Annotated in this window: 24 protein-coding genes; 7 read left to right on the top strand and 17 right to left on the bottom strand. The window is 42.9% G+C overall.

Annotated features, from left to right (window positions below; all coding sequences use genetic code 11):
• Positions 1 to 230: 230 nt before the first annotated feature.
• The 4 genes from LX73_RS00645 to LX73_RS00630 all read left to right on the top strand — a co-directional run bounded on the left by LX73_RS00645 (position 231) and on the right by LX73_RS00630 (position 6,149).
• Complete coding sequence (locus LX73_RS00645; protein ID WP_148897536.1) at positions 231 to 1,955, top strand: Rne/Rng family ribonuclease; 1,725 nt, start codon at positions 231 to 233, stop codon at positions 1,953 to 1,955.
• A 214-nt stretch (positions 1,956 to 2,169) separates the two neighbouring features.
• Positions 2,170 to 2,718: an ATP-dependent protease subunit HslV gene (gene hslV, locus LX73_RS00640; RefSeq protein ID WP_148897535.1), complete on the top strand. Its 549-nt coding sequence runs from the start codon at positions 2,170 to 2,172 to the stop codon at positions 2,716 to 2,718.
• The gene (gene hslU / locus LX73_RS00635) at positions 2,718 to 4,154 is read left to right on the top strand and encodes an ATP-dependent protease ATPase subunit HslU (RefSeq protein ID WP_148897534.1); all 1,437 of its coding nucleotides are present in this window, start codon (positions 2,718 to 2,720) and stop codon (positions 4,152 to 4,154) included. Before hslV ends, hslU begins: the two co-directional genes overlap by 1 nt.
• A 102-nt stretch (positions 4,155 to 4,256) precedes the next feature.
• Positions 4,257 to 6,149 carry a S41 family peptidase gene (locus tag LX73_RS00630; RefSeq protein WP_148897533.1) on the top strand — a complete coding sequence of 631 codons (1,893 nt, stop codon included), beginning with the start codon at positions 4,257 to 4,259 and terminating at the stop codon, positions 6,147 to 6,149.
• A 166-nt stretch (positions 6,150 to 6,315) separates the two neighbouring features.
• Here LX73_RS00630 and LX73_RS00625 read toward each other — a convergent pair whose 3' ends face one another.
• From LX73_RS00625 to LX73_RS00615, 3 genes are read right to left on the bottom strand one after another with little or no spacing between them, the layout of a single operon-like run.
• A complete protein-coding gene (locus tag LX73_RS00625; protein WP_148897532.1) occupies positions 6,316 to 7,020 on the bottom strand; it encodes an RsmE family RNA methyltransferase in 705 nt (234 codons plus the stop codon).
• A gap of 11 nt (positions 7,021 to 7,031) precedes the next feature.
• Positions 7,032 to 7,244, bottom strand: a complete 213-nt coding sequence (locus tag LX73_RS00620; RefSeq protein WP_148897531.1) for a (2Fe-2S)-binding protein — start codon at positions 7,242 to 7,244, stop codon at positions 7,032 to 7,034.
• Between the two features lies 1 nt (position 7,245).
• On the bottom strand, positions 7,246 to 8,457 hold the full coding sequence (locus tag LX73_RS00615; RefSeq protein ID WP_148897530.1) for a 2'-deoxycytidine 5'-triphosphate deaminase: 1,212 nt from the start codon (positions 8,455 to 8,457) through the stop codon (positions 7,246 to 7,248).
• Between the two features lie 155 nt (positions 8,458 to 8,612).
• Here LX73_RS00615 and LX73_RS00610 point away from each other — a divergent pair, with 155 nt between their 5' ends.
• Entirely contained in the window at positions 8,613 to 9,200 is a 588-nt protein-coding gene (locus LX73_RS00610) for a Dph6-related ATP pyrophosphatase (protein WP_148897529.1), read from the top strand.
• Here the strand turns inward: LX73_RS00610 and LX73_RS00605 are convergent.
• The 14 genes from LX73_RS00605 to LX73_RS00540 all read right to left on the bottom strand — a co-directional run bounded on the left by LX73_RS00605 (position 9,178) and on the right by LX73_RS00540 (position 21,653).
• Positions 9,178 to 10,437, bottom strand: a complete 1,260-nt coding sequence (locus LX73_RS00605; RefSeq protein ID WP_148897528.1) for an alginate export family protein — start codon at positions 10,435 to 10,437, stop codon at positions 9,178 to 9,180. The genes LX73_RS00610 and LX73_RS00605 overlap by 23 nt on opposite strands.
• A 95-nt stretch (positions 10,438 to 10,532) precedes the next feature.
• Positions 10,533 to 11,003, bottom strand: a complete 471-nt coding sequence (locus tag LX73_RS00600) for a plastocyanin/azurin family copper-binding protein (RefSeq protein ID WP_148897527.1) — start codon at positions 11,001 to 11,003, stop codon at positions 10,533 to 10,535.
• Positions 11,004 to 11,047: 44 nt separating this feature from the next.
• Positions 11,048 to 12,136 carry a copper-containing nitrite reductase gene (gene nirK, locus LX73_RS00595; protein WP_148897526.1) on the bottom strand — a complete coding sequence of 363 codons (1,089 nt, stop codon included), beginning with the start codon at positions 12,134 to 12,136 and terminating at the stop codon, positions 11,048 to 11,050.
• A 170-nt stretch (positions 12,137 to 12,306) separates the two neighbouring features.
• Positions 12,307 to 12,606 (bottom strand): hypothetical protein, encoded by a 300-nt coding sequence (locus LX73_RS00590; RefSeq protein ID WP_148897525.1) that lies wholly within the window; start codon positions 12,604 to 12,606, stop codon positions 12,307 to 12,309.
• A gap of 195 nt (positions 12,607 to 12,801) precedes the next feature.
• Positions 12,802 to 14,754 (bottom strand): heavy metal translocating P-type ATPase, encoded by a 1,953-nt coding sequence (locus LX73_RS00585; RefSeq protein WP_148898337.1) that lies wholly within the window; start codon positions 14,752 to 14,754, stop codon positions 12,802 to 12,804.
• 12 nt (positions 14,755 to 14,766) lie between these two features.
• Positions 14,767 to 14,991 carry a heavy-metal-associated domain-containing protein gene (locus LX73_RS00580; RefSeq protein ID WP_148897524.1) on the bottom strand — a complete coding sequence of 75 codons (225 nt, stop codon included), beginning with the start codon at positions 14,989 to 14,991 and terminating at the stop codon, positions 14,767 to 14,769.
• 93 nt (positions 14,992 to 15,084) lie between these two features.
• Entirely contained in the window at positions 15,085 to 15,687 is a 603-nt protein-coding gene (locus tag LX73_RS00575; protein WP_148897523.1) for a DUF6448 family protein, read from the bottom strand.
• A gap of 130 nt (positions 15,688 to 15,817) precedes the next feature.
• A complete protein-coding gene (locus LX73_RS00570; RefSeq protein WP_148897522.1) occupies positions 15,818 to 16,567 on the bottom strand; it encodes a Crp/Fnr family transcriptional regulator in 750 nt (249 codons plus the stop codon).
• A 3-nt stretch (positions 16,568 to 16,570) separates the two neighbouring features.
• The gene (locus LX73_RS00565; protein WP_148897521.1) at positions 16,571 to 17,329 is read right to left on the bottom strand and encodes a DUF2249 domain-containing protein; all 759 of its coding nucleotides are present in this window, start codon (positions 17,327 to 17,329) and stop codon (positions 16,571 to 16,573) included.
• 19 nt (positions 17,330 to 17,348) lie between these two features.
• On the bottom strand, positions 17,349 to 17,705 hold the full coding sequence (locus LX73_RS00560; protein ID WP_148897520.1) for a DUF488 domain-containing protein: 357 nt from the start codon (positions 17,703 to 17,705) through the stop codon (positions 17,349 to 17,351).
• Positions 17,706 to 17,785: 80 nt separating this feature from the next.
• Positions 17,786 to 18,610, bottom strand: a complete 825-nt coding sequence (locus tag LX73_RS00555) for a phosphosulfolactate synthase (protein ID WP_148897519.1) — start codon at positions 18,608 to 18,610, stop codon at positions 17,786 to 17,788.
• 63 nt (positions 18,611 to 18,673) lie between these two features.
• The gene (locus LX73_RS00550; RefSeq protein ID WP_148897518.1) at positions 18,674 to 20,041 is read right to left on the bottom strand and encodes an MmgE/PrpD family protein; all 1,368 of its coding nucleotides are present in this window, start codon (positions 20,039 to 20,041) and stop codon (positions 18,674 to 18,676) included.
• Between the two features lie 196 nt (positions 20,042 to 20,237).
• The gene (locus LX73_RS00545) at positions 20,238 to 20,876 is read right to left on the bottom strand and encodes a helix-turn-helix transcriptional regulator (RefSeq protein WP_148897517.1); all 639 of its coding nucleotides are present in this window, start codon (positions 20,874 to 20,876) and stop codon (positions 20,238 to 20,240) included.
• Positions 20,877 to 20,903: 27 nt separating this feature from the next.
• Positions 20,904 to 21,653, bottom strand: coding sequence for a hemerythrin domain-containing protein (locus LX73_RS00540; protein ID WP_148897516.1), 750 nt, complete (start codon positions 21,651 to 21,653; stop codon positions 20,904 to 20,906).
• Positions 21,654 to 21,828: 175 nt separating this feature from the next.
• On the opposite strand from LX73_RS00540, the gene LX73_RS00535 reads away from it, so the two are divergent.
• A complete protein-coding gene (locus LX73_RS00535; RefSeq protein ID WP_148897515.1) occupies positions 21,829 to 22,167 on the top strand; it encodes a ferredoxin family protein in 339 nt (112 codons plus the stop codon).
• Positions 22,168 to 22,254: 87 nt separating this feature from the next.
• Positions 22,255 to 22,497 (top strand): DUF2249 domain-containing protein, encoded by a 243-nt coding sequence (locus LX73_RS00530; protein ID WP_148897514.1) that lies wholly within the window; start codon positions 22,255 to 22,257, stop codon positions 22,495 to 22,497.
• The last annotated feature ends 2 nt before the right edge of the window (positions 22,498 to 22,499 follow it).

Here is a 22,499-nt window from a genome sequence, read left to right as displayed (position 1 = left end):
GAACGCTCGACGTTCGCCATGCTGTTGAAATAATCTACTGTTTCCCCTTCCTTCGCTGAATACCCTGACATTTTTTGATCAAATTTTCTCCTAACAGGAATTTTAATGTAGCGGGTGCTGAACCTCCGCTAAGATGTATTTTACAGATTGCCATATTGTAAGACTTTTTTGAATCATTGATGACAAGGATGAAAATCCGGAGGACAGCATCTGCGTGAAGGATTATTGTAATGGAAAACCAAATTATAATTCACGCTTCGGGCAAGCAGACGCGTATTGCACTGCTGGAAAATAACGAACTTGCCCAACTTTTTATAGAATCTGACCAAAATGAACGTACTGTAGGTAACATTTATGTAGCTAACGTTCACAAGGTAATGAGCGGCATTCGGGCAGCCTTTATTGATATGGGTACGCCGAAAGATGCCTTTTTGCACTTCTCTGATGCAGGCGATCATCTTAAAGAGTATGTCCAAATGCTTAATGGACGTAACGCCATTCAAAAAAACGTCCGTAAGAAGCTTGAGAAAACTAATTTTGAGAACATATCTAACTACGAGAAACAAAACTGGGCCGGCAAGATTCTGCAGCCCGGCCATAAGCTGTTGGTACAAATTGTCAAAGAACCTATAGGTTCTAAGGGGCCTCGCATTTCTACTGATATTACCGTTGCAGGCCGGTTTCTTGTACTTATCCCGATGGGCGAATACATTGCAGTATCCCGAAAAATAAAAAGCAACAAAGAACGGCACCGCCTTAAAAGCTTGGTGGGATCTATGTTGCCAGACGGGTTCGGCGTTATTATCCGCACAGTAGCTCGCGGTAAAGATAAAGGTGCCATCGAAGATGATATGCGGAATGTGCTCAAAAAATGGGAGAACATTTTAGAACGCCTTGAAACGGCTGAACCACCACAGCTTTTGTATAAAGATCTGGATATGACTGAAAGCTTGGTTCGCGACCTGTTTGCGAAACAGTATGATCGCGTACTGGTTGACGATGAAGAAACGTTCGATAATATCAAGTCATACGTCAGCGAAGTAGCCCCGCAGATGATTCCCAATGTGGAATTATACAATGGCCGCGAACACATTTTTGACTACATGAAAATTGCCAAAGATGTCGATTCTATTTTTAGTCCCCGCGTTCGTATGCCCTCTGGCGGATATCTCATTTTTGAACAGACCGAAGCCATGTACGTGGTGGATGTCAACTCCGGCCCGTATGCCGCAAAAGACAATCAAGAAGATAATTCTCTGAAGACGAACCTGGAAGCGGCACGCGAAGTGGCCAAACAGCTTCGGCTGCGCGACATCGGCGGTATTATTGTCATTGATTTTATTGATCTTAGAAAGAACAAAAATCGCAAGAAAATTTATGACGAGCTCAAGAAAGAGTTCAAAAAAGATCCCGCTAAAACCAATGTTATTGGGATGAGCGATTTTGGACTCGTCCAAATTACACGCCAGCGCATTCGTCCCAGCGTAGTGAATTCGGTATCTAATGTCTGTCCTACCTGCGGCGGATCAGGAGATGTCGTTACGAAGAATACAATCATTGAAGATCTTGATGCCTGGCTCAGCAAATTCCGCACGACGACTGATTATCGTGCAGTAGATATTTACATTAATCCATATTTGAAAGCGTATCTCGAAAAAGGATTCTTTAGCCTGCGCCGCAAATGGATGTTCCGCTACTGGCTAAAGATTACGCTTATTGCTGACGACACGGTTTCCCTTAATGAATACAAAGCGACCATTGCCGGCTCTGATATTGATATTACAGATGTGGTTATGCAAGAAAATGATATTGATGCGCTCATTGCCAACGAACGAAGTAATGGCGTTGGCAGTCGGGCAGAGATTTATAAAAATGACGACCGTGAGGAACGCGATTCGCGTAAGCCGCGACCATCGCCATCCGAAGATAAATCAAAGTCTAAATATTATAACTAATCCCGAGCCCCGGGATATACAAGGCTGGTAAAGCTTAACTTGTCATCTTGGGTTATAGTCCTGAGTTTGGCTCAATATTCACTCAGGATTTTCGTTGTAAGATATTCTTTGAAAGATGTAAAGTTCTGATCCCAGCCGGCAAATAGAATAACACGATTGGATATTTTCCAGACCTTCATAAGATTGAATTGAATTTGAACGACCCGACAACTACATGAGTATATCAGACTTAAAAGCTACAACGGTATTAGGCATCATCCATAATGGAGAGGCAGCTATCGGCGGCGACGGACAGGCCACGATGGACGACACCGTAATGAAAGCCACTGTAAACAAGGTCCGTACGCTATATGATGGAAAAATAGCGGCCGGCTTTGCAGGATCTACGGCCGATGCTTTTACCCTCTTCGAAAAATACGAAGAAAAGCTAAAGCAGTATAATGGCAATCTGCAGCGGGCAGCCGTAGAAATGGCTAAGGAATGGCGTAATGACAAATTTCTGCGAAAGCTTGAGGCTCTGCTGGTAGTAATGAGTAAGGAAGAAGCACTGCTTATTTCTGGTCAGGGCGATGTTATTGAGCCTGACGATCAAATACTTTCTATAGGCAGCGGCGGCTCATTTGCCCTGTCTGCAGCACGTGCGCTTAAAGAAAATGCACCGAACCTCTCTGCCCGCGAAATTGTTGAAAAGTCACTGGATATTGCCGCTGATATCTGTATTTATACGAATCATAATTTGAGTATTTTAGAACTGGAAGATTGATGAGCACTTTACAACCAACTGTTACCCAAAAGAATCTAACTCCTCAGCAGGTCGTTGATGCCCTAAACAATTATATTGTGGGACAAAACGAAGCTAAGCGCTCTGTTGCTATTGCCCTGCGTAATCGCTGGCGTCGTATGAATGCAGATGAGGAAATTCGCGATGAGATTATGCCTAACAACATTTTGCTCATCGGACCTACCGGAGTTGGTAAAACGGAAATTGCACGACGGCTCGCTACTCTGGCCGATGCCCCTTTTATCAAAGTTGAAGCCAGCAAGTTTACCGAAGTGGGATACAAAGGCCGGGATGTGGAATCCATGATCCGCGACCTTACTGATATCGCCATTGAGATGGTAAAAACTGAAATGCAGGATCGCGTAAAAGAGGAAGCCAAAGAGATAGTCGAAGAACGTATTTTGGATATTCTTATCCCTCCTGTTACTCAAAATGATTCGGGGAATAGCACCAGTGGGTTTCAAGCGAATGATCAAGATTTTAATCCTGACCAAGCTTCAAATAAAGAGCTGAATGAGCGTACGCGTAAAAAGTTTCGGAAAAAATTACGTGACGGTGAACTGGAAGACCGTGAAATTGAAATCGAAGTGCAAAAATCCGGCAAGTCCCCCATGATGCAGGTATTTGGTCCCCAGGGCGGCATGGAAGAAATGGGTATTGATCTGCAAAGTATGATGGGTAACATGGGCGGCCAACAAAAAACTAAGCGCACTGTCACTATTGAAGAAGCACGCAAAATTCTGCTGGAAGAAGAAGCAGAAAAACTCATTGATCACGAGTCAGCGGTGCAAGAAGCACTCCAGCGCGTACAAAAGCAGGGAATCGTATTTATTGATGAAATTGACAAAGTTGCTGAATCTTCAAGTGACAGTAACAAAGGCGGTGGCGGTCCTGATGTAAGTCGTCAGGGTGTGCAGCGCGACATGCTCCCTATCGTCGAAGGCAGCAATATTTCAACCAAACATGGTATGGTTAAGACTGACCATATTTTATTTATTGGATCGGGCGCCTTCCATGTTTCTAAACCATCTGACCTGATCCCTGAACTGCAAGGTAGATTCCCGATCCGTGTTGAGCTTAACTCACTCACAGAGCAAGATTTTTATGATATCCTAACGCAACCTAAAAATGCACTCACTAAACAATATCAAGCCATGCTGGCATCAGAAGATGTTGCGGTAGAGTTTACGGAAAATGCTCTTAAAGAAGTAGCAGCTATTGCCGCCCAGGTAAATGAGCAGGTCGAAAATATTGGGGCGCGCCGGTTGCACACTATTTTATCTTCGCTGCTGGATGAACTGTTGTTTGCTATCCCTGACGATATTAGCAACAGTGATATCACTATTGACAAAGAGTATGTAAACAAACAGCTTGATGATCTTGTTAAAGACAAAGATTTAAGTCATTATATTCTGTAAGGAGTGGCCACGAACAAAAAAATATTCTCCGAAACAGAGAGCAATAATACCATCATAACACTACGTTATAACGTACACTGTAATTAGCAATAATTGAATATTATGAGCGCTAAAAAATTTATAGCTCCCAATATAGCAATCCTCCTCTTCTTATCGCTTTTTTGGTTTGCAGGTGTAGAAAATATTGTGAAAGGTGATGATGATCACCAAAAGAATCTAAAAAAATACGTTCAAACCCAACGGCGCATTTTGGATAATTATGTGGACCAGGTAAAACTTTCGTCGCTCTACAAAAATAGCCTTCGGGGACTCATACTGAACCTTTCCGACAGTACCGCCAACCTGAAAGGTACGCCGGCTGATACGACATTTAAAAATGTGTCTATTAACGATTTAAGTGAATCAACAAGAAAGTTTGAGGAAGCGTACCTGTATATTTCTAATACTTTCCCCGATGAGAATATGACCAAGCGCACCGAGGATGCGCTTTCGCATATGTTTGATGAACTTGATCCACACTCGGTATATATCTCACCCCAAATGGGGAAGTTACAAGATGAACAGTTTGCCGGTAAGTTCCAGGGCATTGGTGTACAATTTAATGTTATACAAGACACGATAACTGTTATTACCGCTATCGCCGGCGGACCCAGTGACGAGCTCGGTATTCAGTCTGGCGATCGTATTATTGCTATTGATGACAGCAGTGCTATTGGATTTACCAACGAAGATGTTCGAAGTACGCTGCGAGGCCCCAAAGGATCAAAAGTTGACGTAACGATTAAACGGCCACATGTTAGCGAACCCATTGACTTTACGATAACACGGGATGATATCCCCTTGTATTCGTTGGGAGCTTCGTACATGCTCGATGACAAAACCGGATATGTTAAACTGGATCGCTTCATCCAAACCACACACCGCGAATTCATGTCGGCTATGAGCGATCTGAAAGCAGAAGGCATGGAGCGCGTTGTCCTTGACTTACGAGGCAATCCGGGCGGATACTTGAAACAGGCTATTGCTATTTCAGAAGAATTCTTTCCCAGCGGAACACAAATTGTATCTACGAAAAGCCGGCATAAGCGATTTACCAGCTCTTACTTTTCTCGACGCGATGGACAATTCAAAAATACCTCAGTAATTGTTCTTGTAAATGAGGGGTCTGCTTCGGCCAGTGAAATTGTCAGTGGTGCAATTCAGGACCACGATCGCGGATACATTGTGGGTCAACGTACTTTTGGCAAGGGCTTAGTACAACAACAGTATCAGCTTGTTGACTCAAGTAAAATACGGGTAACTATCTCGAAGTACTACACTCCATCAGGCAGGCTCATTCAAAAACCATACCGTAAGAAAAGCGGTAAAAGTTATGCCTATGAAATTTATCGTCGCGAACAAAATGCAAAAAGCGATATTGAGGAATTTATTTCACATGTACCCGACTCACTAAAATATAAAACTGATGGTGGAAGAACTGTCTATGGCGGAGGGGGTATTGTGCCTGACAAAATCGTTCAGGAAGATACTTCTCAATCAGCAGCTGTCTTAAATTATATGCGTAGAAAACGCATCGGCTTTAACTTTGTGCGGAATTATCTTGATCACAACGGTGATCAATTTCGCAATGAATGGGAAAACAACTATCAACGATTTCGCGATGAGTTTGAATGGAAAGATAAAGATGTACAACAAATGTACAGCATGCTAAAAGACAGTAATATGGTTGTTAGCAATGCTGACACTCTTTCTGAACCTGATTTTAAGTCTGATACCTTGTATATCCCACAAAATCATTTTCAGCAGGTTGAGTGGATGGTTCGCGGTGCTACTAAAGCTCGGCTCGCACGACAGGTCTGGGGACTCAAGAAGTACTATCCCGTGATTAATGATGTATTTGACAACATGCTTAAAGAGGCGATGACAATGTGGGACGAAATTGCCAAACTTAAAAATGGTGCTTCTGCCAGTGTTAATCCAGGAAAGCAGAAATAACGGAATACTATACCGACGCAGGGCAACAAAAATGAAAAATATTAATTGTATCCGTCCCCTCCTGTACATAAAGAATGGCAATTGAGACCATAAGTCTATCGCTGAGTGACCATTTCGCCCAGCACAAATTTGCTATCTGTCTTCAGAGAGAAGAGATTTTTTTGATTTATAAAAACTGACTCAGAAAAGCTATGGCTGCTGTTTCTGCTCGCAGCCGATTTGGCCCTAAGGATACTACTTTTGCTCCCCTGTCCTTCATCTCTTTGACCTCAGAAACAGAAAATCCGCCTTCCGGACCAATCATCAGTAACATTTTTTGAGGTGATTTTGTACTGATACCATCAGCCCTATTTTCAGGATCATCTGGATTAATCTTTTCATGAGCCACATAGATATTACTATCAGGGTAATGATCTACCAGCTGTCCTGGCGAATCAAATAATCGTATATCGGGAAGCCAGGCGCGGAGGCTCTGTTTCATTGCAGAAAGGGCTTTTGACTGCAACCGTTCCATGCGCACATTTTCTTTTACTGTCCGCTCACACCGAAAAAGACCAATCTCGGCCGCTCCCAGCTCCACGGCTTTTTCAACCGCAAATTCCAGGCGATCTCTCTTTTTAATAATCCCTAACCCCAGTACGATTTCGGGGTGGGGGTAGCTAGTCCGATCGGATTCTTTGACATTAATCTGGATGCTCTCATCCAAAATTCGGGCTATAGTTCCATCATACCGTCCGCCCTCTCCATCAACAACGGTAAGCTTATCCCCTTCGCGCGCTCGCATCACTTTTGACGCATGCTTAGCTTCCTGGCCGGTAAGCTCTACAAATTGGGAATGTACCTGCGAAGGCGGAGCGTAATATATATTCATTGGCTAATTACTTACTTCCCAAAAGGTTCGCCGGGCAAAAACTCGGTTTGCCCTGTTTCAAGCAGTGCTTCTACATAAGGAGAACAAAGTTGACAGCCATTGCTGCAAAAATCATGCTTCTGCAGCCCATCTATCGTAGAAAGATTCTTCTCCCGGGCATACTCTTTTATCGTCTCAAAACTCTGATCATGACAAATACACTTGGTAACTTTCTGAGAACTCATCTTAACCCTGTTTAAAGTGTTTGCCCAGTCTTAATTCTTGTCCCTGGTAATTACTCTCGATATCGTCACCATATACATAGGGTGGAATTTGTGTGTTGGGCTCAAACTTCATGCTGCAAAATGTTTGTCCATCTTCAATCAAAAACGGAACATCGTGTGAACGTACTTCAAGCACGGCCCGCGCTCCCTTGTCTTCTATCCTACCGCCGAAACCGCTGTCAAAAAAACCGGCATAGTGCGTACGCAGCTCTCCCGATCCGGTGTCATAAGCAATCATTTCCGCAGCAAGATCTTTGGGAATACGGCACCGTTCTTTGGATGCAAAAATATAAAAAGCCTCAGGTTCCAAAATCAGATGATCATCTTGCTGAGCATAAATAGGCTCCCAGTACTCCGATACTTCATAGTAATTGATATTATCGAGATCAATATAATCGCGATGATTTTTGGCTTTATATCCTACTACTTCTCCTTTTTTGCCGCTCAGATTTACGCTCAAAAACAATCCGTTATTTACTTTTACATCATCCACTGGCACTGGATTTCCATCTTCTTTAAATAATAACGGCGCCGAACTGTGTTTGCGCAGAATATCCTGATCAGAAAGCACTGTATGACCGTGGCGTATGCGTAGCTGATTTAATTGGTGACCTGTTTTGACTCTGATTGGAAATGACTTAGGTACTACTTCGAGGTACATTCTACCGGTATATCCCGATTGAATTTCCTCGAACCGGTGTGAATGATCAGTAATCACCCGCGTAAACACATCCAGTCGCCCGGTAGTACTTTTGGGATTAGCTTTAGCGGAAAGATGTTCGCCGGAAATGATCTCATAGCCTACGCCATTATCACTCCCGTTAAAAAGTGTTTTTTGCGGAGAAATATGCGACGGCAGATGCAGCTCTTCCAAGAGCGGAATAATATACACGCAGTTAGGTTCCAAGATGGCTCCGTCGGTAATCGAAAAATCGTACTGACTAAGCTTTTCAATTTTTTGATCTACTGACTCATCTTCGGGCAAAAAACTACATCGTACGCGATAGGCCTTCTCACCCAGCCGCAGATCAATGGAGTTGGGCTGAAACTGATTTTCTTCCAACGGATATCCGTCCGCATGAGATATGATGCCCGCCTCGGCCAAGACGCGTAATTTTTGGACGGGCAGGATGCCTTTGGTACGCAAGTGAACTTTTTGAATATTGGTGCTCATGAAGTTTATTCTACAATTTGACGATATTTTTGTAAAAGAATTTTAATACCTTACTTCTCAATTGAGTGGCTTAATATAGGAATTCAGGAATCAGAATTCAGAATCGATCTCGGATTAATTCTGATTACCGAATTCGATATACTGAATATTAATATATGGATATTCTTTTTTGGAGCGGCGGCAAAGATGCCTACCTGGCACTGCAATTTTATCGCGATATGCACCCCGATTCCACTATCCAATTACTTACTACATTTGATGAAACCAACCAAGTTGTCCCCCATCAGCAAATTAGACTCTCTCATATAAAGAAGCAGGCTGATCATTTAGGCGTGGATCTCATTACCGTTGCCCTTCCTCCCAAATGTTCAAATGATATCTACTTGAGTCGGCTTCAAGAAGAGTTTAATACATTAGAAAGTGAAATTAGAAATCTCGTTTTTGGTGATTGGTACCTGCAAGACATCAGAGACTGGCGCGAAGAAGTCTTTGGGCAAATGGGATTAAACTGTCAATTCCCTATCTGGAAAGAAGATATCCATGAACTGCTGCCAATATTATTTCTCAACCCCATAAAGATTGAAATTAGTGCTGTTCGGGAAAATCTCCGCCACCTAATTAGCGTTGGAGAAATATATAACCAGGGTTTTATTACGCAATTACAACATCTATCAGAAAATATCGACCCTATGGGTGAAAATGGAGAATTTCATACCAAAGTTATTTTTCAAAATCCGGACTAATTTGCAGCATTACCCACCCCCACTGCTGACTTTCTTTTCCATTACGACCCTGCAGCCTATCCATGGAAGAAGTTGACAACATCATCGAATATCCTAATTTAAAGCTTATATCTTCCGAAAATTGATAAGCAAACGACAGATCAAATTCCGATCCGAGATACTGTTCTGTCGATTGGCCTGAATTCTGGAAATTCGGTAACTCATTTGCCAAGGCAAAATAGTGATACGTTAATCCCAAATCTGCTTTATTGGTCATTTCATAATTGGTACCCAAATGCAGATCTTGCAGACCTCCTCCCTGGGTGTCAGTAGGAATATTGAGGAAATAATCCATATGCCCGTAAAATTTGTGATTGGTAGCGTATAAGGTATTAAATGTGTGCCGGGCCGGATTAGTATCACTGGCCTTCCCGCCTGAAAGATAATCGTATCCCCCCTCCAAGCGAAACGACGCCCAAGAATAGGAACCCTTGAACTCAAACATATAAGCTGAGATATTGTTACGTGTCAAGTCATCCCCACTCTGATAGTATGCCGAACCGGAAAACTTCCATGGCTGGTTACCATAGGCAAGATGTCCACCAGTGGTATAGCGGAAATTGGTTGCATCAGGCTGCGGCTCAAATCCATCCGTCAGAAACAAGGCCGACATATTCCAGCTTCCAAACCCTTTCTGCAGCCAGGCGTAAGATAAAATTTTATAGTTGTTAAGCCCGTATGTATTACCAAACACGTTTTCAGCCTCTTGGTTGTAAGCCCCACCAATATCGACGCTGAAATGAGCTTGCGGCTGTTGAAACTTAAGTACAAGTGCGTCGTGACTGCGGGCCTGCTGCGTCCAGTTAACACTGCCCAACAAACGCTGACTACCATACACCAACTCTTGGCGACCCATTTTAAGCTGTATCATTTCAGACAAATTAATGCGTGCCCACGCCTCATGAATATTAACATTTGAATTATCCTGAAGCTGATTGACTTCTCCCCAAACGCGGACGTCCTGTCCCGCAACTTTGACCTTATAATTTTCGGACTGATACTGTAGCGATAGCCGAGTACGCTGCGAGGTAAAAAAGGCAGGTTCCGTAGCCGTAGTTCGCAGCTGTCGATACCCATTTCGGTACTCCGTTCTCGGACGGAATTCCCCTTCAATTGTAACCTGAGACAATACGGTGGTGGGCAACATCAATAATAACACAAACACAATGCCGTAATAGTCGATAGAAGAAAAACACATAGTTAACCGCTGTTTAGATGAGAATATTTTAAAAAGATTTGGGAGAAAAGGACAACAAGCCTTTTCTCCCAAAATGGTATTGGATGGCTCGCTGCTTATTCCTTAACTGTTAATGTACCTTTCATACCGGCCAGATAGTGCCCGGGAAATGTACAGACATAAGTATATTCCCCTGGGTTTTCAGGAGCAGTAAATGTTACCTCTACCGTTTCTCCACCGCCGGCCATATCGGTGTAAGCAATGATTTTATCTTCCATCTCAGGAGCGATGTATTCATTATCGGCAAACTTAGCTGATGTCTGTGATACATTAGTTGCATCCGCACCGGCTGTTAGCAACACAAAGTTATGCGACATGGCATTGGCCGGTAAGTTACTAACCGTTGTAAGTTTTACGGTCACTTCCTGGCCCGGTTTAGCGGTAATCTCTGTCTTGCTAAATTTTAATTTATCTGTTCCTTTCATCTTTATAACCTTGGCATCCTGTGCTAATGCTGAAGGAGCCGTTAGTGAAAGAGCTGTTATAACGATGATAACAGAAGCAAAAAGTTTATTGATTAAATACATGATATTGTATGATTAGTTTCTAATTAATTAAGGTAAAATTACTTTTATGAACTATAGTTAGGATCGAAAATATCCGGTTCATCTTTGCCTTCAACAACGATATCACCCATCATGCCCTTACTGGCTACGCGACTTAAGGCGTGATCCACCAAGTGGATAGTTGACGGTACGGGAAAATCCATCTCAAAAATTCCGCAACTGCCCGGTGGTATCTCTGTGGTTTGTACGTATCGTTCCGGATTACTGGCAATAGCACCTTCGCGCCAAGCCTTGGTCCACACATTACCAATAGGGTGAAAACTGGAAGACAGGTTTGGTCCACCGTTAACGAAAAATAAGCGAGCGGTTTCCCCCTTTTTTACCTTTACCGGTCCGCGCCGATCAGCAGTAATAGCCTTTTTCTCGCCATTTAACAATACATAAGTCGAAATCTCATCGCGCATTGCTTCGTGATCAAACTCATGCATGCCCTGTGCCCCAATTGATTGTTGGGTATATACTTCATTTTGTCCAAAATATAACTCATGATCTACTTCAGGCAATCCTTCCTTGGGCTCTACGAAAATCATCCCGTACATCCCACTGCTGATGTGATAATCTAACCGCGGTACAGCACAGTGATAAATATAAGCACCCGGATACATTGCTTTGAACTTTATTGTTTTCGATTGTCCGGGTGTCACAAACGTAGCATTAGCTCCTCCTCCCGTACCATAAACGGCATGGAAATCAACATTATGAAGCATCGCGTTATTTTCAGAAGCTTTGAGCGTTAAAATAACCGTATCGCCTTGTCGAACCCGTATCATCGGACCCGGAACCTGATCCCCATACGTCATGTAGCGAAACTGCACACCATCTTCTATTTCTGCAACTACTTCTGTAGTTTCCAGTTCAATTTCATGTGTTTTAGGCGATGACCGCTTTATAGGACCCGGAATATTAGTGGGATCAGCAGCCACCCTGTCAGCTTCAACAGCTGCAGGCTTTAGGTTGGGCTTATTCTTCTGCTCTTTTGCTTGAGCACCAAACGGTAAAGCTCCAGCCAAAAAACCACCCGAGAGCATAGCTCCGCCCATGTTTTTCATGAACTGTTTTCGAGAAAATCCGTTATCTGTTTTGTCAGAACTCATAATAAATACCTCATTATTTCTTTATTAAATATAATTTTATCGGCCGTAGTCAATATACCTCTGACTAGGTTGTACACAAATTGGTTTGATTGAAATTTAGCAACACCTATCTCGTATTCAATAAATCAACTATAGTAACCTTTACAAAATGATAAAGGTTTTACGTATTTCTAATCAACAACCCTCGGAGGTGGTGGATCAGGCCCAAAGGCCGAATGAAGGTGATGCTGAACAAGAAAGATGTGTATACGATTAATATTGGGAAAGGTATTCAACTCGGGTGTTAACCCCATATGAATACCCACTGGATAAAAACTGTTATTAAGAAGCGGCAGATCATGTGCCGACCTATCCCAAGTTGAATATTCATCTTGAGAAGTATTTGTATCAGGTTTATCAACTGATATTCCATTCTCCTGCTCGGCTACGAATTCTGATATACAGCCCTCATAGAACTGATATTCAATCATAGGCAAAATCGGTTGGACAACCCCAACCAAGAATGAAAAAAGTAATATGACTGAATAAGTTCTCCTCATAAAAATTGCCTTTCTGAATTTCTACTTGAGTATATATTCTGAATGTGAAGATATTATAAAGATTTAATACTATTTTATCTTTTTTATTAATATTGCAATCCACTCGCTAGTCATTCCGTATAATTACTACTTCCATCGCAGGCGCATGCCGTTAAATATCACAAGCATAACCGATAGTTCGTGAATAAGCATACCTGCTGCCATATGTACCGATCCTGCAAATACACCAGCAAGTAATGCACCTACCGTAACCAAAGCAATGACAACATTCTGGTGAATATTCCGTAACGTCAGTTTTGATATCCTTAAAGCCTCCGGAATATTCATGAGCTTGTCTGTCATCAGGGCAATATCGGCTGTTTCTATGGCTACATCAGTACCGGCCGCGCCCATTGCAATGCCAATATCAGCGGTAGCCAATGCCGGGGCATCATTAATACCATCTCCGACCATCGCCACCTGATACCCTTCCTCTTGCATTGCAAGGATGATATCGTTTTTGTCTTCTGGAAGAATCCCCGCATGTACCTCTGTGATACCGCTTTCCCCGGCAATGGCGTTAGCCGTAGATTTTGCATCACCGGTAAGCATTGCAATACGTTCAATTCCATTTTCACGAAGCTTGGATATCATTTCCGTCGTTTCCGTGCGCATTGGGTCAGCTATCCCGATAGCTCCAACTAGTTTGTTATTTCTTGCTGTAAATACCACGGTACGTCCTCTATTCGTAAGGTTTTGAATCTCTTTATTAATGCCTTCACCAATGGATATCCCTTTTTCTTTCAGAAAGTCGGCCTTCCCCACATAAATATGATTGTCACCTAACACCGCCTCAATTCCTTGTCCGGTATGAGATTCAAACTGGTCGGGTTCCGGGAGATCCGTCATTTCGTTTGTCTCTGCTATAATGGCCTCCGCCAAGGGATGTTCGGAGGCTGATTCGGCTATGGCAGTCCAATAGAGAAGTTCTTCACCTTCTGAGGGTAGCGACCCATTATTTCCATTCACCAAAGAAGCCGTATGTACTTCCGCAAGACTTTCCTCCTGACTTACACCGGCTAAAGCAGTTTCCTGTGAAAAGTAAATGAGCTCAGTTACACTCGGTTTACCGGTGGTCAGGGTACCCGTTTTATCCAATGCTACCGCCGACACCTTCCCGGCATTTTCCAAGTATTCGCCCCCTTTTATGAGGATGCCTTTCTTGGCTGCATTGCCTATACCGGATATAATCGATATGGGCGTCGAAATGACCAAGGCACCGGGACAACCTATCACCAGCAGTGTGAGCCCAAGTTCTAGATTCCACGTAAACAGGTAGGAGATGATACTCAATCCCACAATACCAGGCGTGTACCAGCTTGCAAATCGTTCGATGAAACGCTGCGTAGGAGCCTTCTCTTCCTGGGCTTCCTCTACGCGCCGTATTATTTTCGCCAGCGTGGTATCGGCCCCTGATTTAGTGGCGCGTATATAAATACGGCCATTTTTATTAATCGTTCCGGCATACACTTCTGAGCCGGATTCCTTTTCGGCAGGAATGGGCTCTCCGGTAATGGCACTTTCATCAACTGTTGTGACGCCGGATTCCACAATACCATCAACCGGAATTTTTGACCCGGGTTTAACTAGTACCTGCATCTCATCTTCGACCTGACGGGCTGGAATTTCCCTGCGTCCTTCATCACCCACAATTATGGCCATTTCCGGAGCCATATTAATGAGCTCTTTCAGGGTATCTCGAGTCTTGCTCATCGTCCGAGCTTCCAGCCAGCCGCCAAGCAGAAACAGAAAGGTAACAGCTGCGGCCTCCCAGAACACACCGATAAAGAGCCCACCCGTTGCAGCGATAGTCACCAATAGTTCAATATTGGTATGTCCGTTCCATAGCCCCTGCCATGCCCGGCGGGCGATCTCAAATCCGGCCGTTATTGTTGCCAACAACATCAAGACATTAAACGACCAACCCGAAGCCCAAAAGATATCGACGGTCCATCCGGCAGTGATAAGCAGACCGCTGAGGACTAGTAGTGCTTTCTTCCGTTTTGTTGCATTTTGTAACTGTTTTTGGAGTGATTTCATCATCGTATGAATTTAAAACTGAGAGATATGAGCTTCGTAGCCTGACCGCCGGACAACCTCGATCAGTTTCTCTTCGGATGCTATATCGGGATCGTGTTCTACTTCGATACGTCCAGTATTAAAATGAACCTTAGCTTTAGAAATGCCTTCTGTCTGATTCAGGTTCGATTCGATATTGTTTACGCATGAAGGGCAACTTAGCTCATCACTTCGTAATATTGTTTTTGTCGTTGTCATAAGAACTACCTCTGTTAGGTTTTAAGTTTTACTTGCCTGTTATTAAGCACCTGCCAGGTCATCAAAACCTGACAGGCGCTTGGTCAATATTTATTATTCCCCAATGCCATGGACCGGTCCGGCCTGGATGTTTTGATACAGTTTGTGGACATATACGATATATTTTACATATGCGTCTACCCATTGGCGACCGGCTTCCACGCTTTGCCCTTTCTTCTCTTCCATCTCCATGGCATGTTGATATAGCTCATCCGTTTTCTTCTGAATCTCTTCAGCCAGTAGATCAGTAACCGGTGACAAATTACCGGATTCGAGAGCTTTCTCCGCGGTTTGAATATCCTCAGAGCTTGGTTGGGCGGGTTTCAGTCCGGTATAGGGCATGCCTTCCGCTTCCCGATGCAACCGTACGGTCGTCTCCATAAAATACTGCTCGGCAAGTTTCTGGGATTCTTTTCCACTATTATAGACTTTTAGGCTCTGTTTGAACTTAGTTTGAAGTTCTTCGGCCTGTTGCTCTCCAACCCAGATCAGAACTTTAGAAACATCGCCCGTTTCCAATGCCTGCTTCGCTGCTACAGCTACTGGCCCGTTGACGCGATCGCAATGTGCCTGACTGATTGAAGAAAAGCCAAGCATAAATACGAAGATCAAAATTGAAGTTAATGCGATTTTTAAAAATGATGATGAGTATTTCATAACAAGTACCTTTTGTTTGGTTTGTGTATTTGGTTCAGTCAAAAGGTACAAGGCAAGCCACAGCACTAAAATGAGCTAGGTCAACTAAGTACAAATGGATTTAAAAACAGAGAGAAAAGAGGCGGGAAACTTAATCTTCAGCCGAAATTCGCAACAGTTCCGGCTTGTCCTTAATAGCTACCCACTGGCGACCGGATGTGATAAGATCATCATCTTGGAATTGACTCATAACTCTGCTGGTGGTTGCAGTAGATGTGCCGGCCATATCAGCAAGATCTTTGCGAGAAAGAGGAAGTTGAATTAGCAGTCCGTAACGATTTTCTTCACCGAACTTGTTGCCTAAGGTAACGAGAATATGAGCTATACGCTTTGTTACCGGCAATGTAGAAAGATGTTGAATTCGTTGTCGGGATTCATTGAGCCGATCGGTCGTAATATCCAACACTGACATCGCAACAGAGGGACAACGATTCATGATCTCCCGAAAGTCAGGAAGCCTAATTGCCAGGATACAAGCATCTGTCTGAGTCTCTGCTGTTTCATTATAGACCTCTTTGCTACCAGCCGTGAGATTACCGAAAAAGTCGCCCGGTTGTAACATATCCAATAGTACGCCTTCTCCCTCTAACGTATGGGCGACTAACTTTACATTTCCCGCTACTACTACCCTTAACATGGTTGACGTATTACCCTGCCGATAAATGACTTCTCCTTTAGCAAAATGATTAGCCGTAAATTTTTTATTCACTTGGCGGAGCTGCTCCTCGGACAGATCTTCAAAAAAAGGCACCATACCCAGTTTCTCCAGACGCAGATCAACAGTACAATGATGCCCTTCTAAAGACGGGATGCTAAGCGGGGTTTCTCTTTTGTCTGGCATATATTAATGGTTATTAAGCTCAGTTTTCTTAGTGATTTTTACCTTCCATTCTTTGGGCATAGTTTCCAGGTATTCCCACTCAAACGGCTCATCGCTTTCTGCCTCCATCTGATAGTAGAGCGGCTTAGGATCGTGATCATTAATAAAGACAAATGCTTCGTCAGGATCCAGCTCATCAAAAGCCTCAAAGATCATATCATGGCGCTTGGCGGGTGGATGGGAACGCACGTCAAATGAATTCACGATTGAAACATCTTCAAGAGCAGGATCGGTTTCTTTTTTTTTGGTCACATGAATAACGTATTCGCCCGGCATGTCTTTTTTGTAAGTCCACGTATATTCACCATCAAATTTTTTCTTAAAAATATTGCGGATTTCTTCCGGATCTTTTTCAGATATTATTTCCATTGTATCTCCTTTTAACATCATCCCATAACGGTGGAAAACAACATATTTCCAGTCTTTTGGATCAGCTTCCCGGAGATCCATCAGAGTAGAGACATCTTCGAATTCACGTCCTTGTGATGCTTCGGTACGTGTTACCCGAACTTTCCATTCCTGTCCGCCACGCTGCAGGTACTCCCAGCCCACTACATCACCATATATCGATCGGAATTCGTAATAGAGCGGCTTAGGATCGTGGTCATTGATAAATACAAAGCTATCTCCAGCCGGCAGTTCTTTAAAAAGATTCAGTAGTTTTTCATGTCGTTTAATTGGTATCAGTGAACGTACATCCAGTTCTTTTTCAGTTTGTTGCATATTTTTATTTAATATTTTATTAGAGCTTTTTTTCTAAAAATTCTTTTAACACATTTGCATGATTGTAGTCCTTATCTCTAGCAGCATATAGCAATGTTATTTTCTTCTGTTCTGCCTTTTCAAGCAAATAATTAACCGTTTTATCCCTATTGGTTAATTCACCTTTATACCGCTTCGAGAACTCATCAAATTTATCAGGATCATGGTCAAACCATTTTCTCAGTTCGGTTGAGGGAGCTATATCCTTGATCCATTTGTCAAGTCGAGCTTCCTCTTTGGAAACACCCCGCGGCCAAAGCCGGTCTACCAACAGGCGAAAGCCGTCATCCTTGGAATAATCCTCATAGATTCGCTTTGTTTTCAGTTGATTACCCATAATTTCTAACGAATAATTAGGTAGGCATAGTCCACCGTATCGGTGAACCATGCCTGTAAAATAGAATCATCTAAACTATCTTAGTCCTTATATGTCAGCACGCGCCCCCAAAGACTTTTAGTGCCCCAGATGCCACGGCGCAGTGTTTCGAGCTGTACAATCTGACTATGATCTACGAACATATTAACTTCGGGACCATAATTCTTGACATACCATGCAAATACTTCCGGATCGGCCGCTTCGAACATCAGCTTTTCCAAGCCGATTTCGTTAATAAATTCGGCCGGCACGTCCGTTCTCCAAGGATCAGCATTTTCAGTTATGCCTTCTGATTCAATCATGATCATATAGGCTCCGGCATCTACAAAACGCTTAGCTTGTTTAACGGCATAACCTGTATCAAGCGTGCCTTCGGACTCGAGTTCTCCCTTGGTAGTATCGCCGCCGGCACCAAATTGAATACCAATTTCGGGCTTAGCTTTGAGCCCGGCCTTCTGGACCTTTTCTATCAGCCGCAACCAGTCGTCAGTAGGCAAGCTGATAAATCCGGCCGATAGTTCGATAATATCAAAGCCGTAATCTTTACAGGTATTGATATACTGATCTACAGCATCTTTTCCCTGTGTAAGTACATATTCCATAAATCCGCCAGTAGAAACCAGCGCATCATGGTCATGAGCAATGTCAATTAGCTCCTGCACAGATTCTTTGGGCATAATCGAAAACGATCCGCCGGAAAACTTTAGTGAATCGACATGTTCACCCATCGTTTCCATAATATCATTGAGATATCGTTTGCCCATAACCGCATAATACGGTCCGCGAATTTCAGTAATGCCTGTTTTTCTGGGTTTGGGTTCTCGTTCGTTTTTATTCAGGAAGTCGAATGTTTTTTCGTCGGCCATAATAGCCACCTTATTTATTTTTGTTGGGATACGGAAGCCGTATCCGCATAATTCAAATATTCCTTAAGATTCTAGTTTTACTTTTCTTAGCAGTTTCATCAGTTCAGAAACCGAATGTTGTTCAACATTCTTTGCTGTTTTAACGATTTGATCACGTAATTCTTTTGAAGTATAAGGTTCGGCCAATCCTTCAAATTTGGCAATAATCGTCTCCCAACTCATGGGACGCGTGTGGAATCCTTCATAGTCGCGCTTTTCAATGCAATGGGTTTCTCCATTTTCGAGATGTATCGTCAGTTTTGTCGGCATCTCATCGGGAAATCGATCGCTGTACTCCTGTCTGGGTGCAACTTTGACTTTTTGTAACAACGACTGGATATCATCGGACTCAATGCGATCTTGTTTGTATTGCTCTGGCATCACTTGTCCGTCTAGGAGCGCTGCAGAAACCATGTACTGTAAGCTGTGATCCGCTTCCTCTTTCACGCGGACAATTGTTTTGTCTCCTTCTTCGCCACCGCCAATAATGTGATAGGCAACATCGAATATCTCGATATCAATCTTGTCTACTTCATCAGCAGTAAACCCATGTTTATCTTTCAGTTCAATTATGCCCTCAATAGAAGATTGGGAATGAATCTCGGCGTTGTATTTTTTAATAATCGTGTTGGTAACACGCTCCAGATCTTCGCTTTGCCATTCGATTGAAAAATCACCAGCAATGGAATCCATAAACCCCTTGTTGCCCTCAAATACGGCCGGCGGTCCGGTAATGCCGTACTTGGCAAGCAAAGCAGCATGAGTTCCGCCAAATGCGGTATGAGGATAGGCCAGCCCCTTCCAGTTAGACAAAGCGCCGGTGCGGGTAACGCGGAGTGCATTCAATGCCGTTCCCGAGATAGCGATCGCATTGGCCGTCTTTTCTTCATCCAATTCTAATGCTTTAGAAACACCCGCCGCCACGGCATAGGAACCCTGCGTGGTGTGATCAAATCCCTTATCACGTACCGGTGCTTCATCACTCAGGCGGCACTGCACTTGGTAAGCAACTCCAAGTGCCGTTAAAAAATCCTTGCCACTAAGATCGTTTGTTTCTCCGACTGCCAGGATGGAACCGATATTATCACTTGGGTGACATGTCTCCCCTTTGGCAAGATAGCTGTCATTAAAATCGAGGTAGCGAACCAGTCCGCTGTTGTAAAGTGCTGCCCTATCGGGCGTGGTTTTGCCACCGCCGATGAGCGTGCTCTGTTCCGAGCCACCGAAGTCACGAATCATCTTTCTGATAGATGTAACCGGTGGACCTTCAATAGCGCCGATAGCCGTACCAAGTGAATCGAGAAGCCTTATCTTCAATTGCTTTTTAGCCTGCTCAGATAAATCACTAAAAGAAGCGTTATCAATAAATTTTGCTAAATCATGAACGATCATAAATGCTACCTCATTTCATTTTAGATTCTAAGCTGACTGCTATTTTAACAACATCAGCACTTATAATATTTAATACTATTTTATCTTATTATTTGGTAATAAAACAATTTGTAGGATAAACCCATTCAATAATCCACCAGCTTTTGATGGTATCAGCTATTGATGTCTGTACTTCTGAATTACTTTCCAACATATTCTAACTGTTTGATATTTCGATGTCATACGTACATGCATGATCACCTTCTGCGATGTAAGTGGTACGCTTGGCATTCGAATCAAAAATCTTCTCATAAAACATTGCCTCAAGCTTACACGGCAGGCGCGTTTCTTTAATCACTTCGCTAAAAGGACAGTTACACTCTTTCACTGTTAGCGATTGGTTTTGATCATCCAGATCAAACTCAGGCATAAAACCCTCCTCTTCCAGCATATTCATCAGCACCTTCATCTTGTCTTCAATGTCATCAAACTCAGCTTCCTGTATTCGTTTTTCAGCTTCTTTAAGACGTTGATCCCAAAAATCTTCAAAAAAGTCTTCTACCAACTGTTCCTTCCCGTCATTCTTTAGATAGTGAATGATATTTCGAATCAGCTTTGACTCTGAGGATGGAAATAAGCTGTTACCTTTGGAGGTAAGCTGATAGTGCAGTCTGGGACGCCCGGGACCCGAGCGCACATATTCGCGATCCACATAGCCATCGCGCTCGAGCTGCAAAAAATGCTCGCGAAGTGTGGTTTTGGCCAACTCAATATTCTCTACGGCCTCGTCAATGGAAAGGGTACCCTTTCGCTTTATCAAATCCACGATTTCTTTTTTTGAACCAGCAAGTGCCATATCAGTATGTTTAGTTAAAATCTAAAATTATACGGTCTTAAACTTTTGTTGCACAAGAGGTAAAATATGTTGCTGTTCTATTTCAAACTGTTCAGCAAGCATTGTATCAAGCTGTTTGAACTGGTGATTCAAAATACGCAGTGTGGTACAAGCATGCTCCGGATTTTTAAATCCATTGCCCTTTTCTCGAACTGCATCCATTTTATTCCGCAGCCGCTGCTGATCATTCGCAATAATTTTATGTGATCTCTTTAACTCACGGACAGTTCCATCCAACACTTTTCCCTTATTGTTGTCAAACTTTCGGATAAGCGGAAAAAACTTTTTACTCTCGAATTTTAGATAAAGGCGAAAATCTTGTAAAAAATGGGTCACTGAATGTTCCATCTTTTTTATCCAGGGATATTGATTCCCGTGAACTTTTTTAATCCTTGGGAACCTTTCGTCAATGTCCTGAATCAACTGAAACGTAGGACTATGGTATGCTTCTTCCACATAAGAGCTCCATTCAGATAAATTATCCCCAAAATCCTCTCTGGACCCATTTTCCCTTTCCGAAATATTATTTCGTGAATCTTGCTTTTCCTTTAACCACTCTAATACCTCGTCTTCACTCCACTTTTTTTGCCTACATACAGAGCTTAAGGTTTGTTGCTTATGCTCCGAAACATTCAAGCCAATAGACTCCAATAGCCCACCGGCCTTTTGATACACAGACAAGATTTGAGAAAGAGTAGCATTAGGCGTTAAACCTTCAAGGGACTGTTCGGATTTCATAGGTTCTCTTTTGCTCTTAAAACAGTTGCTGTTTCAATCCACTTCAAAGATAACGCTATTATATTGGCAAATCAATAAAAAAGGTTAAAACCGTTTTTATAGTTGAATTTAATTTTTGCGACTCCTACCTTTGGACTGAAGCAACGAATAATGATTGATAGAAGGTTAGAAACCAATGGCTTATGTCGTTACGGATCCATGTATAAATTGCAAGCACACTAATTGCGCGGCTGTTTGTCCGGTGGATGCGTTTCGCGAGGGGCCGAACTTTCTGGCAATTGATCCGCTGGAATGTATCGATTGTGATGCCTGTGTGGCCGAATGCCCTGAAGAAGCTATTTATCCCGATGATGAAGTACCTATGGAATGGGTAGATTACATTGAATTAAATGAACGGCTGGCTGATGAGTGGCATGATTGTGTCATCAATCAGTCGAAAGAAGCATTGCCAGAGGTTGACAAGTGGAGCGGCGTTGAGAATAAACGAGAGCAACTGATCGAAAACTGGAAATGATAAAGTGAAGTAGTTATTTGTTAATGATTATTCGGGCTTCACCTGCAATTAACTATTAATCAATAACTATAACTAAAATCAACAAAGATGCCTGGTACAGTAGAAGAAATTGACGTTCGTAAAATTCCTCCACATAAAAAACATGCAACAATTTTTGACACCTATGATGAACTTGATGAGGGGGAAACTTTTATCATTATAAACGACCATGATCCCAAACCGCTTCGATATCAGCTGGCAGCGATGCACGGAAAGAATAGTTTCAGCTGGGATTACCTTAAAGAAGGTCCTGAGGTCTGGAAAGTACATATCGGCAAAACTACTGAATAACA

Source organism: Fodinibius salinus (genome assembly GCF_008124865.1).
Taxonomy (GTDB): domain Bacteria; phylum Bacteroidota; class Rhodothermia; order Balneolales; family Balneolaceae; genus Fodinibius; species Fodinibius salinus.
This window is presented reverse-complemented; position numbering and strand designations above follow the sequence as displayed.

Coding starts and splice junctions, on each gene's coding strand:
- LX73_RS00645 (WP_148897536.1), top strand. CDS start 231: ATGGAAAACCAAATTATAATTCACGCTTCGGGCAAGCAGACGCGTATT.
- hslV (WP_148897535.1), top strand. CDS start 2,170: ATGAGTATATCAGACTTAAAAGCTACAACGGTATTAGGCATCATCCAT.
- hslU (WP_148897534.1), top strand. CDS start 2,718: ATGAGCACTTTACAACCAACTGTTACCCAAAAGAATCTAACTCCTCAG.
- LX73_RS00630 (WP_148897533.1), top strand. CDS start 4,257: ATGAGCGCTAAAAAATTTATAGCTCCCAATATAGCAATCCTCCTCTTC.
- LX73_RS00625 (WP_148897532.1), bottom strand. CDS start 7,020: ATGAATATATATTACGCTCCGCCTTCGCAGGTACATTCCCAATTTGTA.
- LX73_RS00620 (WP_148897531.1), bottom strand. CDS start 7,244: ATGAGTTCTCAGAAAGTTACCAAGTGTATTTGTCATGATCAGAGTTTT.
- LX73_RS00615 (WP_148897530.1), bottom strand. CDS start 8,457: ATGAGCACCAATATTCAAAAAGTTCACTTGCGTACCAAAGGCATCCTG.
- LX73_RS00610 (WP_148897529.1), top strand. CDS start 8,613: ATGGATATTCTTTTTTGGAGCGGCGGCAAAGATGCCTACCTGGCACTG.
- LX73_RS00605 (WP_148897528.1), bottom strand. CDS start 10,437: ATGTGTTTTTCTTCTATCGACTATTACGGCATTGTGTTTGTGTTATTA.
- LX73_RS00600 (WP_148897527.1), bottom strand. CDS start 11,003: ATGTATTTAATCAATAAACTTTTTGCTTCTGTTATCATCGTTATAACA.
- nirK (WP_148897526.1), bottom strand. CDS start 12,136: ATGAGTTCTGACAAAACAGATAACGGATTTTCTCGAAAACAGTTCATG.
- LX73_RS00590 (WP_148897525.1), bottom strand. CDS start 12,606: ATGATTGAATATCAGTTCTATGAGGGCTGTATATCAGAATTCGTAGCC.
- LX73_RS00585 (WP_148898337.1), bottom strand. CDS start 14,754: ATGAAATCACTCCAAAAACAGTTACAAAATGCAACAAAACGGAAGAAA.
- LX73_RS00580 (WP_148897524.1), bottom strand. CDS start 14,991: ATGACAACGACAAAAACAATATTACGAAGTGATGAGCTAAGTTGCCCT.
- LX73_RS00575 (WP_148897523.1), bottom strand. CDS start 15,687: ATGAAATACTCATCATCATTTTTAAAAATCGCATTAACTTCAATTTTG.
- LX73_RS00570 (WP_148897522.1), bottom strand. CDS start 16,567: ATGCCAGACAAAAGAGAAACCCCGCTTAGCATCCCGTCTTTAGAAGGG.
- LX73_RS00565 (WP_148897521.1), bottom strand. CDS start 17,329: ATGCAACAAACTGAAAAAGAACTGGATGTACGTTCACTGATACCAATT.
- LX73_RS00560 (WP_148897520.1), bottom strand. CDS start 17,705: ATGGGTAATCAACTGAAAACAAAGCGAATCTATGAGGATTATTCCAAG.
- LX73_RS00555 (WP_148897519.1), bottom strand. CDS start 18,610: ATGGCCGACGAAAAAACATTCGACTTCCTGAATAAAAACGAACGAGAA.
- LX73_RS00550 (WP_148897518.1), bottom strand. CDS start 20,041: ATGATCGTTCATGATTTAGCAAAATTTATTGATAACGCTTCTTTTAGT.
- LX73_RS00545 (WP_148897517.1), bottom strand. CDS start 20,876: ATGGCACTTGCTGGTTCAAAAAAAGAAATCGTGGATTTGATAAAGCGA.
- LX73_RS00540 (WP_148897516.1), bottom strand. CDS start 21,653: ATGAAATCCGAACAGTCCCTTGAAGGTTTAACGCCTAATGCTACTCTT.
- LX73_RS00535 (WP_148897515.1), top strand. CDS start 21,829: ATGGCTTATGTCGTTACGGATCCATGTATAAATTGCAAGCACACTAAT.
- LX73_RS00530 (WP_148897514.1), top strand. CDS start 22,255: ATGCCTGGTACAGTAGAAGAAATTGACGTTCGTAAAATTCCTCCACAT.